Annotated in this window: 12 protein-coding genes; 4 read left to right on the forward strand and 8 right to left on the reverse strand. The window is 50.9% G+C overall.

Annotated features, from left to right (window positions below; genetic code table 11):
• Window positions 1–81: 81 nt before the first annotated feature.
• The 3 genes from J0X00_RS19180 to J0X00_RS19190 all read right to left on the reverse strand — a co-directional run bounded on the left by J0X00_RS19180 (window position 82) and on the right by J0X00_RS19190 (window position 5,587).
• The gene (locus tag J0X00_RS19180; protein ID WP_282477509.1) at window positions 82–2,895 is read right to left on the reverse strand and encodes an Hsp70 family protein; all 2,814 of its coding nucleotides are present in this window, start codon (window positions 2,893–2,895) and stop codon (window positions 82–84) included.
• Window positions 2,896–3,029: 134 nt separating this feature from the next.
• Window positions 3,030–4,955 (reverse strand): Hsp70 family protein, encoded by a 1,926-nt coding sequence (locus J0X00_RS19185; RefSeq protein WP_136486573.1) that lies wholly within the window; start codon window positions 4,953–4,955, stop codon window positions 3,030–3,032.
• A complete protein-coding gene (locus tag J0X00_RS19190) occupies window positions 4,955–5,587 on the reverse strand; it encodes a DUF2760 domain-containing protein (RefSeq protein WP_136486571.1) in 633 nt (210 codons plus the stop codon). Before J0X00_RS19190 ends, J0X00_RS19185 begins: the two co-directional genes overlap by 1 nt.
• 450 nt (window positions 5,588–6,037) lie before the next feature.
• On the opposite strand from J0X00_RS19190, the gene J0X00_RS19195 reads away from it, so the two are divergent.
• Window positions 6,038–6,568 carry a 3'-5' exonuclease gene (locus tag J0X00_RS19195; RefSeq protein WP_136486569.1) on the forward strand — a complete coding sequence of 177 codons (531 nt, stop codon included), beginning with the start codon at window positions 6,038–6,040 and terminating at the stop codon, window positions 6,566–6,568.
• 215 nt (window positions 6,569–6,783) lie between these two features.
• Here J0X00_RS19195 and J0X00_RS19200 read toward each other — a convergent pair whose 3' ends face one another.
• From J0X00_RS19200 to J0X00_RS19215, 4 genes are all read right to left on the reverse strand, one after another.
• Complete coding sequence (locus J0X00_RS19200; protein ID WP_136486566.1) at window positions 6,784–7,227, reverse strand: TerB family tellurite resistance protein; 444 nt, start codon at window positions 7,225–7,227, stop codon at window positions 6,784–6,786.
• A 147-nt stretch (window positions 7,228–7,374) separates the two neighbouring features.
• On the reverse strand, window positions 7,375–9,312 hold the full coding sequence (locus tag J0X00_RS19205) for an alkaline phosphatase D family protein (RefSeq protein WP_282477510.1): 1,938 nt from the start codon (window positions 9,310–9,312) through the stop codon (window positions 7,375–7,377).
• Window positions 9,313–9,321: 9 nt separating this feature from the next.
• Window positions 9,322–9,690 (reverse strand): hypothetical protein, encoded by a 369-nt coding sequence (locus J0X00_RS19210; RefSeq protein WP_136486562.1) that lies wholly within the window; start codon window positions 9,688–9,690, stop codon window positions 9,322–9,324.
• 334 nt (window positions 9,691–10,024) lie between these two features.
• Window positions 10,025–10,612 carry an FMN-dependent NADH-azoreductase gene (locus J0X00_RS19215; protein WP_282477511.1) on the reverse strand — a complete coding sequence of 196 codons (588 nt, stop codon included), beginning with the start codon at window positions 10,610–10,612 and terminating at the stop codon, window positions 10,025–10,027.
• Window positions 10,613–10,795: 183 nt separating this feature from the next.
• Between J0X00_RS19215 and hrpA the strand changes: the two genes are divergently transcribed.
• From hrpA to J0X00_RS19230, 3 genes are all read left to right on the forward strand, one after another.
• Entirely contained in the window at window positions 10,796–14,719 is a 3,924-nt protein-coding gene (gene hrpA, locus J0X00_RS19220; RefSeq protein ID WP_282477512.1) for an ATP-dependent RNA helicase HrpA, read from the forward strand.
• Between the two features lie 118 nt (window positions 14,720–14,837).
• Window positions 14,838–15,314 (forward strand): porin, encoded by a 477-nt coding sequence (locus J0X00_RS19225; RefSeq protein ID WP_218563123.1) that lies wholly within the window; start codon window positions 14,838–14,840, stop codon window positions 15,312–15,314.
• A gap of 224 nt (window positions 15,315–15,538) precedes the next feature.
• Window positions 15,539–15,868 (forward strand): hypothetical protein, encoded by a 330-nt coding sequence (locus tag J0X00_RS19230; RefSeq protein ID WP_136486554.1) that lies wholly within the window; start codon window positions 15,539–15,541, stop codon window positions 15,866–15,868.
• Window positions 15,869–15,941: 73 nt separating this feature from the next.
• On the opposite strand, the gene J0X00_RS19235 is transcribed toward J0X00_RS19230, so the two are convergent.
• The gene (locus J0X00_RS19235) at window positions 15,942–17,426 is read right to left on the reverse strand and encodes a carboxypeptidase M32 (RefSeq protein WP_218563122.1); all 1,485 of its coding nucleotides are present in this window, start codon (window positions 17,424–17,426) and stop codon (window positions 15,942–15,944) included.
• Window positions 17,427–17,444: the final 18 nt, after the last annotated feature.

Consider the following 17,444-nt stretch of genomic DNA (forward strand, 5'->3'; position numbering starts at 1 on the left):
TAAAGCCGGAGCGGAATATAACGCTCCGGCTTTATGGTTCTCGCTCGGCATTTCACTGGTGCAGATTCTATCTTTTGCTGATCAGTGTGGCAGCAGGGTCAGACCGCTTGGCAGCGCATCGCCAAATACTCGTTTGGATTCATTTTCATCCAACTCAGACACTTCCTCTACCAGGTGGATCCAGGAGTCTGGCACTTTGCTTTGTTTGAGTTTATCCAGTACCTGATTTCGTAAATCATCGGCAATATCCAGTGTCCGGTCTCCGGTCTTGCGACACATCATCACTGCGGCAAACGCGATCATCGGCTCTTTCAGCCAGTTTTCAGCCAGCAGTTTTGGTAACCATTGTTGGGTCTGCTCACGGGAAACAACATTATGTGCGCTGCCGTACAATAAAGTACGTGCAGCAAGACGACCGACGGCCCACCAGTGCGCAGAGACAAACTGGGGCTGGTTCAGTGCCTTATTGATAAACCAGGTACACAGCAGCACTTTATCTTCTACATCCAGATGTTCCAATGACGCCGCCAGCCGGACCATGGCTTCATACCCTTTATCCTGTGCTTCTTTTGCGGATTTCGGATTGCGGGCCGCACCAGGATGGAGGTATTTGGCGATATCAGCCAATATTGTTTCTTGTTGTTCTTGATTGAGCCCCCCGGCGATACGGCGCCAGAATACCCACCAGTCGGTCCAGCCTTGATGGTTGGCGAACTGAATACCTTGTTGGTACAGGTTCCAGATTTGATCAACTCGCCAACTGTCGGTCACGTCACCAAATCCCGGGCGCAGCGTATATCCGGCCAGGCGCAGCCAGTTTTTCTCATGTTGCTCTGAACGGCGCCGACGCTTACGGCCTTGTGCCAGAGTGTCAAACACACTGCGCAGCGTGTAGAAATCCCAGTCATCCCGTTTGCCGAGCAACTTATCGAGATCTTTGCTCAGGGTTTTAATGGCGTTGCCATCGGCACTGCTCTTATTACCGCTGTAGGTCTTTGTGATCAGCTGCTGTGCCTGCTCGAGGCGTGGGTTGGTTTTCGGTGTATCATCGTCGCCGTCTTGGTTACTGTGGCGAACTTCAAACTCCATCAGCCAGCGCTGCTGCTCGTCTTCGACCGAAACACATTCTATTTTCAGTGTTCCGACCTCTGTGAGCTGGCAGGCTAACTGAACCTCCACCCGCTGTTTCTGGTTGGCGTGTAATTGAATATTTTCGTCACCCTGTAACGTAGTAATATAGGGAGGCAGTGGCTGGAATTTATCCGGATTTACTGCCACTAAAACCCCGTTCTGTACCGCCACGTTTTCCGTCAGTGCATCATGAGTTGAGGTCAGCAGATTAAAACGCACCGGTTCTCCCAGGGTGAGAGAAAAACGGCGGCTGGTCAGACGGATTTCCTGACCTTCTTCCGTCCCTTTGGCAAGCAGACAAAGGGCTTTGCCCATGTTGTTCTTTTCCTGTAAGTGCAGGAAATAGGAGCGGGCAGAGCCACCCCCTATCTTAAGCTGGGCTCCACGCCGCGCTTTACCAAACGCAACCGCTCCCAGTGCGACAGACCAGTCGGGGTGCGGGTTATCCAGTTGAGTAACGGGTTCACCACGCCAGTGAGCCAAGAGCTGCAACATACGCCCGGTGATCAGTGTGCTGTTAAACACACCACCGTTGAGCAACACGCCGACCGGGACGGCGGGTGAACGGTTATCGGTCTTACCCAGAGCCGCATGAGCGACGGCCTGATGCTGAGTCAGGAATTCCGCTACATGCTTGCTTACCGCCGGATCGGAAACGTAAGGCAGTCCAAACTCGACCACCGCGCTGCGGCGCTTATCCGGCAACTCAGAAAATTCAGAAATCGGGAAAAATCCGTCCAGAGCAATCTGATGCACTTCTTGTTTGCTTAACGCTATGCTTTTAGTGCCGCCGAGCAGTTTTGAGCCACTGCCCAGCATTGTGATTTTAACCGTCTCCGGTGCGTGGGATGAGAGCAGGTTTTCTTTCGCCTGGCGGGTTTGCTGAATCAGTTTAGTCAGTGCCGAAGCTGTCAGTTTTTTCCCCTGATGAAAACGGGATTCCGCCAGATGGGCCAAAGCCAGATCAAGGTTATCGCCGCCAAGCATCAAATGCTCACCAACACCGATGCGATTGAGCGTCAGTTCACCCTCGATAAATTTCGCTTCAATCAGACTCAGGTCGGTGGTACCCCCACCAACATCACACACCAGGATCAGCGGCAGATTTGCCAACTGCTGTGCCGCAGTCGCTTTGTGGCGCGCATACCAGTCGTAACAGACTGCCTGAGGCTCCTCAAGCAGGACGATATTATGCAGGCCAGCGAGTTTTGCCGCTTGCAGAGTCAGTTTACGCGCGATTTCATCAAACGAAGCCGGTACGGTCACGACCACGTCCTGATGCTCAAGGCGGTTACCAGGGTGACGATAATTCCAGGCTTGGCGAATATGATTCAGATAGCTAGCACTGGCAACGACAGGGGAAACCTTGTCGACATCGCTGGCTCCAGCCCACGGCAGGATCTCCTGCTCACGGTCGACGGCCTGATGTGATAGCCAGCTTTTGGCACTGGAGACCTGACGGCCTTCGACTTTAGCACCCAGATCGCGCGCCCATTCGCCGACAATCACGTTGCTGAAATCACCGGCGACCGGTTCGTGCTCCCATGGTAGGGTTTGATCGCTGCCAGCTACCTGGCCTGGTGCCGGATGATAGCGAAAAGAGGGCAAAAGGGGTTTACGAACCACTTCACCGGGGCCGATAAGCTGATCAATCGGAAACAGTTCAACCGGTGCATTTTCAAGATCGTCGCTAAGTTCACAAAAGGCCACGACCGTATTGGTGGTGCCTAAATCGATCCCAACAAGAAAACTTGGAGTTGTCATGATTAACCTCGTGTAGACCCGGCACGGTGAAGGCGGACACTCAAGGCAGCCGGCGGAAATACGCTTAACGGCTGACCACTTTCAAGGGCGGGTGTGAGATAGATGAACGGCACCCGTTAAGGTGCCGTTTGTCATTATTGCTGCTGAGCGTCGCTACTCTGCGCGTTGCTCTCTTGCGCGTCGTTTCCTTCACGCACATCAAACTCAACGTGCCATTTCTGACCATTGTCAGAGGCGATGGCCTCTAGATACAAGGTACCCAGTTCGGTTACGCGTGATGCCAGAGTCACCGGCACAACTTCGCCTTCGCGACGTCCTTCGGAAACTGGCAGAGTGACCTGAATTTCAGGCAGCTCTTCAAGTTCTTCCGGTGCCCAGTAATCGAGGTGAGTTCCGGCCACATCTTCACGGCGAGTCGTGGAGCCAAAGAACTGGAAATGCACCGGCTGACCGATCACCAGACCAAATTCCTGACTTGGTACAGCGACACCGGAACCTTCTTCCATCCCGAACGGTGCCACACACAGTGCTTCCATCGGAGGCGCCATACCCGGAATTGCCGGCATTGCGCTTTCAATACCCACGTAGTAAGCCGAGGCAATACCGCCGCGGATACGTACGCCCTGGCCACGGCGAACTGCGCCGTAGTACGCCGCGCCACTGGCAACGGCTAAGTCAAGATCCAGACCAGTCAGGCGTTTAGCGGCTGCAGTGCCCGCATCGGTCAGCCACTGGTTGATGGTGCTGAGCAGACGTTGTGCCAGTAGGTCAGATTTCAATACCCCGCCGTTGAACAGAATAGCGGTCGGTTTGATAAACTCGATACTGGCTGCCGGCATACCCGGAATACCTGCCATGTTAAACGGTGCAGTTTCCGAATTTGCCTGGCCTTGCGCATTGGCTTGTTTAGCCAGAAACGCGGCGATGTGACGGGTAATACCGGCATCTTGTGCGTACGGCAGACCCATCTGAGTCAGAGCGCCGCGCGAGCGTTGTACCGGCTGGTCGGCAACGCTGACCTGAGGGAAGAAGCCGTCAACCAGAGTCTGTTGCACTTCTTGTTTAGTCAGTTCAGTTTTCAGGGTCGAACCCATCAGTTTTGAGCCACGGCTAGGTACCACAATCGGTACAGCCTGCAATTCAGCATCGTTGAGCAGAGCTTCTTTGGCATCACGACACGCGTGTGTCATCGCCTGCACCTGCCACGGTTGCAGTTCTTTGCCTTCCTGAGCCAGTTTCATCTTGAGACGATAGGCCAGCGCCAGATCCATGTTGTCACCGCCAAGCAGGATATGCTCGCCGACTGCGATACGGTTCAGGGTCAGGTTGCCTTCGTCTGCGGTGACTTCGACCAGCGAAAGGTCAGTCGTACCACCGCCGATATCGACTACCAGTACGACGTCACCGACGTTGACTTGGTCACGCCATTTGTCCTGGCTGTTATCGATCCAGCTGTACAGCGCCGCTTGCGGCTCTTCCAGCAGGGTCAGATGAGCGAGGCCGATATTGCGTGCCGCCTCAGCGGTTAAATCTCGCGCCGCCGGATCAAAAGAGGCCGGTACGGTGATGGTGACGTCCTGTTCAGACAGGTCATGCTGCGGATGCAGGTGATTCCACGCCTCTTTAAGGTGAGCAAGATACAGTTCTGTTGCACGTAGCGGAGAAACCTTAGCCACATCTTCCGGACTGCCTTGTGGCAGGAATGCGTCACGGCGGTTCACTCCGCCATGGCACAACCAGGATTTTGCGCTGGAAACCAGACGAATCGGTGTTTTGGCACCCAGGTTGCGCGCGATCGCACCGACCAGAGCTTTTGGCTCTTCTGTCCACGGCAGACGGCGTGCATTAGGCGCCATCTCATGCTCATGTGGCTGGTACAAAAACGAGCCCAGTTGCATACGGCTTTCGACTGTGCCCGGTGCGGTCATTTGCGGGATCGCCATCACTTCAACGCGGGCGTCTTCATTTTGGGTATCAACATAAGACAACACGCAGTGTGTGGTCCCCAGGTCAATACCCACGCTGTATTTTGGTGCTTGTGATGCTTGATTATGTTCCATTACAGCTCCACCTCCGCAGGTGCAATGATTGAAGCATCGTAATTTTGCGCCAGTTTTGGCAGCGTCATCGCATCGGCTTTCCAGCCTTTGTGAACCAGAGTACCGGTAAATGGTGCATTGCCGGTGACATTGCCGGTCAGACGAACTTCTTGTGGGTTGAAGCCTTCAGCGATAGTAATGCGCGACTCTTCTTCTTCACTGCGAACAGGTGACAAGGTCACGTATTCTTTCAGTACTTTTTGACCGCCAGAGTGGATCACGCGTGCTGCTGCACCCACTTCTTCATCAGAGAAGCTGGTCACGTCTTCTTGAAGGAAATCGATCAGGCGAGCTTCCTGCTGGAACAGAGAGAGCAGCTGCATGGCCGAATCGGTAGACGCAGTAGCCAGTTTGGACTCGACCTCCACCACTTTTTCAACCACTTTTTCAACTTCAACCACTTTCTCTACTTCGACAATCTTTTCGACCGGTTTCTCGACTTCAACGATCTTTTCAATCGGTTTTTCAACCACTTTCTCAATTACTTTAGACTTGCGTGCTACCGCCACGATTAACAGCAAAACGCTTGTGGCAGTTAAACCAGCATGAAGCATATCGAAGGTCGTTGGAATCATATTTAAATCGAAGTTCATGATGAAATCTCTGTAGATGTGTATAGGCAATGAACGATTGCAATATTCATTGCACAGAATAGTCAGAATTTAGTAAAAAATAAGGGCGGATATTACCATATTCAAGGGATAAGGCTTGCACAAAAGCCGGAATCTCGGTTTTCTCCCGGTTTGATGGCTTAAATTTTAACCAAAATTTAAGCTCTGAGCGACGCTAATTGCGGCACGTTAAGAGTTGGAGGTTCCTCCTTAGCTTAAGCTGAGCGCTCTGATGACCCATTTTAGGTCGCTCGACAGGAGAGTATTGCCCAGAAAGATGATCTATTAGCCACCAAGTTGGTATAAAAACTCGCCATGAGCGAGGGCCAGGCTCTCAATTGCAGATTAAATTGCCGATTGAGCGTCGAGTTTTATCTCAGACTTGGGTAACATAGCGCGCTTTGAATTTTCGACTGGGGACTAGATGTGGCAATGAACTATAACCGTGTGGTGTGCTTCGATTTGGAAATGTGCTGTTGGAATGAAAACGGAGTCGGCACAACGGGTGAGATCATTGAAGTCGGTTTGGCTGAAATCGATTTGACTGCCGGTGAAATTGTCAAACGCGCGCAGTATTACGTCAAACCTGAGCACGACGAAGTGTCGTTATTTTGTGTCGAACTGACCGGAATTACCCCGCGTAAAATTGAAAAGCAGGGACGCCCTCTGGCGGCTGTCATCCAGTCGATGGTGAAGAATTTCGGCGGCACCAACAAAATTTATGCTTCCTGGGGCCGTGATGATCAGATTTTGATCAATGAGTGCCGTGCAAAAGGCATTGAAGTTCCATTTAAGGAATTTGTCAATCTGGCAACCTTGTACCGGATGCAGAATCGTCTTAAAGACAAACGCATTGGTCACCGCGCGGCACAGGAAGCGAAAGGTATTGAATGGGAAGGGCGCCAGCACTCCGGTTACGTCGATGCTTATAATCTGGCCAAACTGGCCTTAGTCATGCTGTAATCTTTCCTTGGTCACGTTTTTTGTTGATGATTCGTTTAACCAGGCGTTCATTCATCTGTCATTGTATTGTCACAGCTGACCGGTAAGGTGATTGCAGTGAGTTCAGACTGACAACGTTATTTGGTTTGATGGGCATCAACCGATACATAAAATAGAAAGCTCAAAAGCGCAGCGCTTCGGCACTGCGCTTTTTTATGAGGGCACGAGTCGCCCGCTTACTTGCCGGTCACTATCAGCTTGGCGCGAATGAATTGGCTGTGATCAACGTACAGCAGTTCAGCGGCTTTGCGAATGACCGCATCTTCTAACGGGTCGATTTCTCCATCGGCATGCGCCACTTCCCACATCGCTTTGATCAATTCAAAACGCGTTTCTTGAGTCAGCTCACGCAATTGAGAGGTGAAGTCATACAGCGACGCCGAGTGGCTAATCTGCTCGTCCGCACGGGTTAAAAGTTGCTGTGCTTCCTCCTGATCTAAATCGAGTAAACGTTTTAACAACGTCAGTTTGGCTTTCTGCTCTTGCTCTTCAATTTGATGATCGGCACCGGCCACTTCACTCAGCAGGCAGGCAATAGCCAGGTTCGGGCTGGTTTTCTGCTGGCTGAGATCCTGCCCTTCGAGCAGTTGTTTGAACATGGATGTGATCGCATTAAACATAGTGAAGCCTTTTTGTCTTGCTGTAATTTTATGATAGTTGATCGAATTTGAGAGTCAGTGTTTGATGATGATGAAACCATAAAACACGGGATTTGTTTTCTCAACTTTATCGCGATGAATGGCTCTGCTTAGCTATTCTCTGCTTAGCTATTCATGGCTATCTTTAGTCGGCAGGAAATCAATCGATTCACCGCTGCTGGTCAAAATAGAGACCAAATGTGGTTTACCACTTTTATCTAGTTTGAGTTCGCCGAGGGCTGCTGAGTTCACTAATCGTTTGATTTTTTCTGAACTCGGCGCTCGTTTCCTGATTTTGAGACGCTTGCGTTTGGTGAGCCAGTTCAGCGGTGAGCGTGGACTGTACAGTACGCGGTCCATCGTGTCACAAAATGACAGCAAGGGTTCCGGGAATTGATTTTTGATACCGCTGCAGGTGATCTGGAAAATATTCGGGCTCGATTTACGTGAGCGCAGTTGGATGTCATAAGCAAACGAATAGTGCACATCACCGGACAAAATGACGTAATTGGATGGTGTTTTGGTGTGGGTAAAAATACTCACCAGCGTATTGGCACTGCCCGGGTGGGCCATCCAGTTTTCTGCGTCAATCACCAGTGGTTTACCCAGCCAGGTCATCAGCCTTTGCAGGGCTTCGATGAACTTGACCCCGAACATAGGGGCGGCAGAGACAATTATCACTTTCTCTTCATCGAGCAGCGCCTGCTGAAATTCCATCATCGCTTCCCAGTCCATCAGGCCGGAGGGCTTATTCATGCGTGACTCAGAGCGCCAGCGCCGGGTGCGTGTATCCAACACCACCATTTTGGGGCTGGTGTCGGTGGTGTAGTGCCATTTCTCGAATGGATAGAGAGCATCAATCCAGTCATCCTGGTGCTGGCTGTCCGGCTGGGCACAATACTTCTGGGCCAGTTGGTGAAATTCGTCGTTAAAATTATCCGGTTCGTTGCCCCAGCCCTGAAACAGCCAGTAACTGATCAGTGCATTACCGATAATGCGTTTGGCAAAGGCATTGCTGTAGGCCGCTTGCTCCCAACCTACGGTCAGATTCCAGTCATCAGTGACATCATGATCATCGAAGATCATGTAGGTCGGAATATGAGCCAGCAGTCGCCGGGTATGTGTCAGGCCGGCATAGAAAGTCCGGATGTGTTTCAGCTCGCTTTGCCATTCTTGTTGTTTGTTGGCCGGAATCTGATGCTCTGTCTTGGCCAGTTGTAGCTGCGGGCTATCATCAAAACCGATGTCCTGCCATAACACCGGTGACCAGGTCAGCAGATACATAGCAAAAAACTCGGCCAAACTAATCAGATGGTTATCGTTATCGGTAGAGCTGAAGATCGGGGTGGGCTTACGTGGCAGCACCCGATCAAAAAAGCGCTGTTCGCCGATGGAATGAGGCAGCAACTTATTGCGCTGGTAAAAACAGTGTGGATGCTGATAAAGCTCATGACTGTCTTTGACCGGTGCATGACAGGCTTCAACCTGTGATTGTTCAAAGCGTTCCTGATAAAGACCCAGCCGCTCAATGACGCTGTGTACCGCGAAAAGAGTCGGTCCGGCGACGTGATCGGCGTAGATTTGATCTCCGCTCATCATCAACAGGTGCGGACGCTCCTCAGGGAGCTGCGCAGCGACTTTTTCATCGGCAACAACCAAGGCGTCTTTGGCGAAGTGATGCGGGTTACGGCATGAGCCATGCAGTACGTAATCAGCCTGGCCACTCAGCCACAAAGTAAAGCGGGTTTCATCGTCATAGAGTAGCTCGGCACACAGTTCGCTAAGCTGACCGTCCGGCGTGGTGATGTCGTACTGGTATTTGGCCGGTACGTTAAAATCGTGTCTGATGTGGAGAAGGGTGACCCAGGCATGAGCGCCGATTTGATAACTATCGCTGGAAGTCAGCGGCTGGGAGAGCACAGAGTTCTGGTTATCGTCGTACAGTTGCAGCTCGCCCTCGGGCGCCTGACTGGTGGCAAGCCAGATAACCAGCTCCTTTGCAGTCGCTTTTCTGACGATCGGACCAGCCAGGACAAAGGGTAAGCGGCGATGATGGTATCGGGTCAATTCCGGCTCCTAAAGCTCTTTTTGCAACTGTTCCTCTTGCAATGTACCCAGCATCTCGATGAATTCCGAGCTGGTACGTTCATGCGCGACCAGAAGCATACCTAACATTGCCTCTATTCTATCGTGCTGTGAACTATCTTCCTGTAAAAGCTGTGTAATTTGTTCTCGGATCAGTTCGATTTCATGCTCGACAAATCCGCGTCCTTCCTCGTCACCCTGACCTTCTTCCGGCGCGTTATCAAATTCCAGAAATAGCAGTTTTTGATCCAGCTGCGCTGCCACTAATTGTTCAGGCAGCCAAACTTCTCCCATCACTATATCGGGGTCGCAGTCTGCGGGTAAGGCGTCTAGCAGGGCTTTGAATTCAGATACTTTCACAGTGTTGTCAGTTAAAAAATGGGGTTAGCTACTATTTTAGCGGCCAATTTGCTTGAAAACTAAGAGTTATTTTCATCAGTTGTACAATAAGTGAGTGATCGAGCGTAAATGGTGAGAAAAAGCAGAGTGAATGGGCAACATTTCCCCGGTTGGCAAAGAGTCGGAATCCGATAGCTGGCAACAGATAAATAAAAAGGCAGCGTATGACTACGTTGCCTTTTAGTCAGCAAAGTGAATAGATGCTTGGGCTTCACTTTTCCTTGTGCGCCTGAATACTGGGTATTCAGGCGCTGGTGCTCGGCAAAATGGCCGAGTATAAATTACAGGGCAGAAATTACAGAGTAATGGCGTCCAGCTGAGATTTCGCTGCTTCAATGCCTTTTGCTGCCGGCTCTTCACCCATGTTCAGCGCTTCTGCGTACACGAATTCAACTTCGCTGATACCGACAAAACCCAGAACTGTTTTCAGGTAAGGCGTTACCACGTCAGTCGCTGAATCTTTATGGATACCGCCACGAGTGGTGATCACGACTGCTTTTTTGTTTTCGAACAGACCCACGACACCTGATTCCGTGTATTTGAAAGTAACGCCAGCACGCGCAATCAGATCAATCCAGTTTTTCAGCTGCGTTGGGATGGTAAAGTTGTACATTGGTGCAGCAATTACCAGAGTGTCCGCTGCATTGACTTCTGCGATCAGAGTGTCAGACAGCGCGACAACAGCTTGTTGCTCTTCAGAAAGATCTTCACTTGAGCGCAGCGCAGTTGCGACTGCGAAGTCCAGTACTGGCAGAGGTTCGGCCGCCAGGTCACGCACGGTCAGTTCGTTTTGGTCAAATTTGGTCAGGTAAGCATCGAGCAGTTTGCTTGATTGAGAATATTCGCCAAGGATGCTGGATTTAAGTGCAAGTACACGAGACATAAGAAGTTCCTTAATTGGAGGTAACACGTTAGGGAAGTGATAATAATGAGATACTCGCGACATCTTAAGTAGGTGGATTTGCTGAACTCATTCAAAAAAATTGAACGACTGCAAATACCTGCGTCGGCATAACTCTGTGATACAATCCGCGCAGTTTTAAGTGAAAAATGAATAGGACCTGCTTTGACTCAGTCACAGCCCAACACAGAAAAGAACGCGGTTGCCAAATCCAACAATGTGCAGTCGCTGAAAAAGGCACTGAATCAGTGCCTTATCAAAGACCGTTTTCGCTTCAACAAACGTATTTCCGGTGCCAGTAAAATTAAAAACGAGCAGGCACGTGATGCGGCATTGGACGAAATTGCCCTCGATATCGCTCAGTCGATGATGGTGGTGCAGCAACGCAGCGCACATAAAGTAAAAATCGAGTATCCCGAAATTCTGCCAGTCAGCCAGAAACGTGAAGATATCGCCGCAGCGATTGAACAGCACCAGGTTGTGATCGTCGCAGGTGAAACCGGTTCAGGTAAAACCACTCAGCTGCCGAAAATTTGTGCTGAGCTGGGACGCGGTAAGTTTGGCCTGATCGGCCACACCCAGCCACGCCGCTTGGCGGCGCGCTCGGTAGCGAACCGTATCGCAGAAGAGATGGAAACCGAACTGGGTGGCTTCGTCGGCTATAAGGTGCGATTTAACGATCAGATTTCTGACGAGACGCAAATCAAACTGATGACGGACGGTATTCTGCTGGCAGAAATCCAGCACGACCGTTTTCTCAATCAGTATGACACCATCATCATCGATGAAGCGCACGAACGCAGCCTCAATATCGATTTTATTTTGGGTTATCTCAAAGAGCTGCTGCCGCGTCGCCCCGATCTGAAAGTTATTATCACGTCGGCAACCATCGATCCGGAGCGTTTTTCTCACCACTTTAGTGGCGCGCCGATCATCGAAGTCTCCGGTCGGACCTATCCGGTGGAAACCCGTTACCGCCCGCTGGCCGGTGAAGATGAAAGCGATCGTGACCAGCTGCAAGGCATTTTCGAGGCGGTGGATGAACTGTGCGATGAAGGCCTGGGCGATATTCTGATCTTCATGAACGGTGAACGTGAAATTCGTGATACCGCGGACGCACTGAGCAAACGTAAGCTGCGCGACACCGAAATTGTGCCGCTGTATGCCCGTTTATCGGCCGGTGAGCAGAACAAGATTTTCCAGCCGCACGCCGGACGCCGTATCGTTCTGGCGACCAACGTGGCGGAAACGTCACTGACGGTGCCGGGCATCAAATACGTGATTGACCCGGGTACGGCAAGGATCAGCCGCTACAGTTACCGCACTAAGGTACAGCGCTTGCCGATTGAGCCGGTTTCTCAGGCCAGTGCTAACCAGCGTAAAGGCCGTTGTGGCCGTGTCGAAGAGGGGATCTGTATCCGCCTCTATTCAGAAGAGGACTTCCTGTCACGTCCGGAATTTACCGACCCGGAGATTTTGCGTACCAATCTGGCGTCCGTAATTCTGCAGATGACCGCATTAGGGCTGGGTGACATTGAAGCGTTTCCGTTTGTTGAAGCGCCGGATAAACGTAACATCCAGGATGGTGTGCGTCTGCTCGAAGAACTGGGCGCGATTAACGATAAAGCCAAAGATCCGAAAAAGCGCCTGACTGAGATTGGCCGTAAACTGGCCCGTCTGCCTATTGACCCGCGCCTGGCGCGTATGGTGATTGAAGCGCCGCGTTTTGGCTGTCTGAAAGAAGTGATGGTGATTGCATCCGGTCTGTCGATTCAGGATCCGCGTGAGCGTCCGAGTGATAAACAGCAGTCGGCCGATGACAAGCACCGCCGCTTCTTCCACGAAGAGTCGGATTTCCTGACCTTGGTGAATCTGTGGGAACACATCAAAAAAGAGCAGAAAGCACACAGCAGCAATCAGTTCCGTCGTCAGTGTAAGCAGGATTACCTCAACTATCTGCGTATTCGCGAATGGCAGGATGTCTATTTCCAGTTGCATCAGTCAATGCGTGAGATGGATTTCAAACTGAATGATGAGCCGGCCAGTTATCAGAGCGTACACAGTGCGATTCTGGTCGGGTTACTGTCGCACATCGGTACAAAAGATCCGGAGAAAAACGAGTATCAAGGCGCGCGCAATGCTCGTTTCAACATTTTTCCGGCTTCTGGCTTGTTCAAAAAACAGCCTAAGTGGGTCATGTCGGCCGAGCTGGTGGAAACCTCTAAGCTCTGGGCGCGTATGGTGGCCAAGATCCAACCGGAATGGATTGAGCCACTGGCGAAACACCTGATTAAGCGCAGCTACAGCGAGCCGCACTGGTCGAAAAAACGCGCTGCAGTGATGGCGTACGAAAAAGTGATGCTGTACGGAATTCCGATCGTGCCTAAGCGTCTGGTGAATTACGGTAACATTGATGCGCCGCTGAGCCGTGAAATCTTTATTCGCAGTGCGTTGGTAGAAGGCGAGTGGGAAACCAAACACGCTTTCTTTAAACAAAACCGCGCCCTGCTACAGGAAGTGGAAGAGCTGGAGCATAAATCACGCCGCCGCGATATTCTGGTTGATGATGAAGAGCTGTTCCAGTTTTATGATCAGCGTGTTGATACCGAGGTTGTCTCGGGACGACATTTTGACACTTGGTGGAAACAGGCCGGTAAAGCGACGCCTGATCTGCTCAATTTTGAAAAAGAGATGCTGTTCAAAGGCGATGCCAGCCATATTACTGAGCTGGATTACCCTAATTTCTGGCATCAGAACGGCATCAAGCTCAAGCTGAGCTATCAGTTTGAGCCGGGCGAAAATAGTGACGGTGTCACGGTGCATATTCCGTTGCCGATCCTGAACCAGATTGAACCGGAAGGGTTTGACTGGCAGATCCCGGGGCTGCGTCATGAACTGGTCATGAGCCTTATCAAGTCATTGCCGAAGTCACTGCGCAAAAACTTTGTGCCGGCACCTAACTATGCCGACGCCTTTTTGGCGCGAGCTAAAGCGATGGAGGGGCCGTTATTGGGCGCTCTGGAGCGCGAACTGCGCCGTATGACCGGTGTGGAAGTGCTGCGTGAAGACTGGAACTGGGAACAAGTGCCGCAACACTTGCGCATGACGTTCCGTGCCGTTGACCATCGCAACCGTAAGCTGAAAGAGCACCAGGATCTGCATGAGCTGAAAGAAAGCCTGAAAGAGAAGGTGCAGGAAACGCTGTCGCAAGTGGCCGACGACGATATTGAGCAGAAAGATCTGCACACCTGGTCGTTTGGTGAATTGCCACGCGTTTATCAGCAAAAACGTGGCGGCTTTGAAGTCAAAGCCTACCCGGCGCTGGTCGACAACAAAGACAGTGTGGAGATCAAGCTGTTTGAAACGGAGCAGGAGCAGCACAATGCGATGCGTGAAGGTCAGCGCCGCCTGATCCTTCTCAACGTGCCGTCACCGATTAAGTATCTGCATGCGAACTTGCCGAACAAGTCCAAGCTTGGCTTGTACTTTAACCCGTACGGCAAGGTGATGGATCTGATCGATGACTGTATTGCCTGTGGTATTGATAAGCTGATTGAGCAGCGTGGTGGTATGGCGTGGCAGCCTGAAGAGTTTGAGGCGCTGAAAGAGTTTGTCCGTGCGGAGCTGGGTGACACTGTGGTCGATATTGCTCAGCAGGTCGAGACGATCCTCACTACGGCGTATAACATCAATAAGCGTCTCAAAGGCAAAATTGACTTTACCATGGCATTTGCGCTGTCTGACATCAAAGCGCAAATTGAAGGGCTTATCTTTAAAGGGTTCGCCACAGAATGTGGCTGGAAACGCTTGCCGGATATTCTGCGCTACATGAAAGCGATTGAGCGCCGGATGGAAAAACTGCCGATTGACCCGAATAAAGATCGCCTGCATATGCTGAAGATTGAGTCGGTGACTCAGGATTACAAAGAGCTGCTCAATAAGATTCCGAAAGGTGTAGCGATTCCGGATAACGTGAAAGAAATTCGCTGGATGCTGGAAGAGTTACGGGTCAGTTTCTTTGCTCAACAATTAGGCACACCGTATCCGGTTTCGGATAAACGGGTTAAAAATGCCATTGATGCGTGCTAAAAGTGGTTGAAAGCCGGGCATATTATTTGCATAGATTATCAGTATCACTATAATTTGGCTCAACGTGGCAATGAATCACCGCAGGGAGCATTGCCTAATAACAATGAGAAGGTTAATCATGAAAAAGACTTTACTGGCACTTGCTTTACTGAGTGCATCTTCAACAGCGCTGGCTGACTCTTGGATCTACGGCGGTGCTTCTGTGGGTCAGGCCGATTACAAAGGCGATGAAAGTACGTCTTACAACATCCACGTGGGTACCGGTATTCTGCCAATCGTTGGCCTGGAAGCGGGTTACACAGATTTTGGCGACTTTGATGTTGATGGCAACAGCTTTGATGCCTCAACGGTGTATGTTGCTCTGAAACCAAGTATCGATTTCGGTCCTCTGCACGTTTATGCGCGTGGTGGTCTGCATCGTTGGGAAACAGAAGTGAACGGTAACAAAGATGACGATATCGATATCATGTACGGTGTTGGCGCTGAATACTTCCTTATGGGTCCAGTTTCCGTTGGTGCCAGCTACCACAAATATGAAGTGGATAACGGCAGCATCGACACGTTCAGCCTGAATGCGACGTTCCACTTCCTGTAAGAAGTAGTGCGTTGAAAAACCAGCCTGTGATGGCTGGTTTTTTTATATCTGAATATTGGGCTATCTGCTGTGAAACGATATTCCACTATATTGAGTATGCTTGGTAATTTTACCCTGAGTTCTGAATCGCTTAAAATGCGGCCTTTGTATAAAAGGCTCGCTTTAAGTCTGCGCTGCTATTTGTCACGCGGCGTTATGAAGCGAGAAGGACAAGCCAAATCTTTATGAAAAAAAACGATAAGAAGCTAGACAACGCACTGCGTATTGCCTTGACGGATGTGTGTGAAAGCCTGAAACAAAGCCATCAAGGCTTTGAGTGGCTGACTCACTTAGTCAACTACGCTGATTTTCCGCGTTCACTGACCATTGTCTGCGTATTCGACACCAATCAGCACTTAAACGACGCTGATAAAGCCAGTCTGTTGAAGGTGCTGAAAAGCGAGTTAGCCGCCATCAAGGTTCAAGTCAAAGATATTGCGAAACAGGTACGGTTCGACAGCGAAGAGAATTGCCGCCTTCAACACGGCGGCAAGTGGAACAAGCGGCTCGGGTGATTTAGCCGACGTATACTCTGACGAACAATACCGGACTCGGGTAACCGGTATCGTGTTACCCGAGTCGTTTACTTTAGCCCAGATAACGCTGGGTCAGGTGAGTGCGGAAATGCTTGGCATTCAGAGTCTCACCGGTTGCTTGCTTCACTAGTTCATCGGTGGTGAGTGTACTGCCTTTACTCCAGATGTTGTCTGACAGCCAGGTGAAAACCGGAGTCAGATCGCCACTCCGAATCGCGGCATCAACGTCTACGGTTTGTTTCATTGCTGCCATAAACTGCGCCGCGTACATCGCGCCCAGGGTATAACTCGGGAAGTAACCGAATGCGCCGTCAGTCCAGTGGATGTCCTGCATGCAGCCGTTTTTGTAATTGCCCTTGGTACTCAGGCCAAGCGAGGCGCGCATCTTCTCGTCCCACAGCTCGGGCACATCGGTGTGTTTGATATTACCATTCATCAGATCGCGCTCTATTTCGTAGCGTAAAATGACGTGGGCCGGATAGGTGAGTTCATCGGCGTCAACGCGGATAAAGTCTTTCTTCACCCGGGTATACAGTTTTTGAATATTCGCAACCTGGAATACGCGGTCATTGTGAGCAGCAAAATGCTCGGCAGACAAGTGAGCCAGATGATCAATAAAGGCTGGAGTGCGGCCTAGCTGCATTTCAAAAAACAGAGACTGGGATTCATGAATTCCCATAGAACGCGCTTCTCCGGCCGGCGTTCCCGCTAAGTGACGCGGTAACCCTTGTTCATAACGTGCGTGGCCGGTTTCATGGACGATTCCCATCAGTGATTGAATGAATTCATCCTGATTGTAACGGGTAGTAATACGAACATCCGAAGGGACACCGCCACAAAACGGATGGACACTTTCATCGAGGCGGCCGTGGTTAAAATCAAACTGAAGCAGTTTCATCACATCCAGCCCCAGCGCTTTCTGACGCTCAGTCGGGTAGAACCCGTTTGGTTCCAGAACCAGGTCGCCGCGCTGCTTTTCAATGGCATCATCGATCATGCCCGGTAACCAGGTTTTTACGTCCGCAAATACGCGATCCAGCGCTTCACTGGTAGTTCCCGGCTCATAAATATCCAACATGGCATCATAAGGCGTTGTACCGGTGGATTCGGCACGGATCTGCGCTTCTTCCTGTGACAGTCTGACCACTTCAGCCCAGTTTTTCTCGAAACCTTGCCAGTCATTTTCTTTACGTTGTGTGCGCCAGGCGTGCTCACATTTAGAACCGGCCAGCGATTTAGCTTCGACTAATGCTTCTGGCAGGACATTGGCTTGTTGCCACTGGCGTTTCATCTCACGCAGCGTGGCATGTTGTTCCTGATTAAGCGACTCGGTTTCAGCTTCAGCAAACCAGTCTTCCAGTTGAGGTTGAGTCATCAGGCCGTGAATGTGTACAGACAGTTCAGCCATCGCTTCAGAGCGGGCTTTTGCACCCCCGACCGGCATAACCGCAGCCTGATCCCAGCCGCAAATCGCGGACAGATGATTAAAATGAGAAACCTTTTGGGAATGCTTAACTAACTTATTGAATGCGCTCATAGAAATGACCTTGTGAGA

It is taken from the genome of Vibrio sp. ABG19 (assembly GCF_029962385.1).
GTDB lineage: Bacteria > Pseudomonadota > Gammaproteobacteria > Enterobacterales > Vibrionaceae > Vibrio > Vibrio ostreae.

Excerpts from the sequence above, each read along its gene's own strand:
- J0X00_RS19180 (WP_282477509.1), bottom strand. The coding sequence starts at position 2,895 with ATGACAACTCCAAGTTTTCTTGTTGGGATCGATTTAGGCACCACCAAT.
- J0X00_RS19185 (WP_136486573.1), bottom strand. The coding sequence starts at position 4,955 with ATGGAACATAATCAAGCATCACAAGCACCAAAATACAGCGTGGGTATT.
- J0X00_RS19190 (WP_136486571.1), bottom strand. The coding sequence starts at position 5,587 with ATGAACTTCGATTTAAATATGATTCCAACGACCTTCGATATGCTTCAT.
- J0X00_RS19195 (WP_136486569.1), top strand. The coding sequence starts at position 6,038 with ATGAACTATAACCGTGTGGTGTGCTTCGATTTGGAAATGTGCTGTTGG.
- J0X00_RS19200 (WP_136486566.1), bottom strand. The coding sequence starts at position 7,227 with ATGTTTAATGCGATCACATCCATGTTCAAACAACTGCTCGAAGGGCAG.
- J0X00_RS19215 (WP_282477511.1), bottom strand. The coding sequence starts at position 10,612 with ATGTCTCGTGTACTTGCACTTAAATCCAGCATCCTTGGCGAATATTCT.
- J0X00_RS19225 (WP_218563123.1), top strand. The coding sequence starts at position 14,838 with ATGAAAAAGACTTTACTGGCACTTGCTTTACTGAGTGCATCTTCAACA.
- J0X00_RS19230 (WP_136486554.1), top strand. The coding sequence starts at position 15,539 with ATGAAAAAAAACGATAAGAAGCTAGACAACGCACTGCGTATTGCCTTG.
- J0X00_RS19235 (WP_218563122.1), bottom strand. The coding sequence starts at position 17,426 with ATGAGCGCATTCAATAAGTTAGTTAAGCATTCCCAAAAGGTTTCTCAT.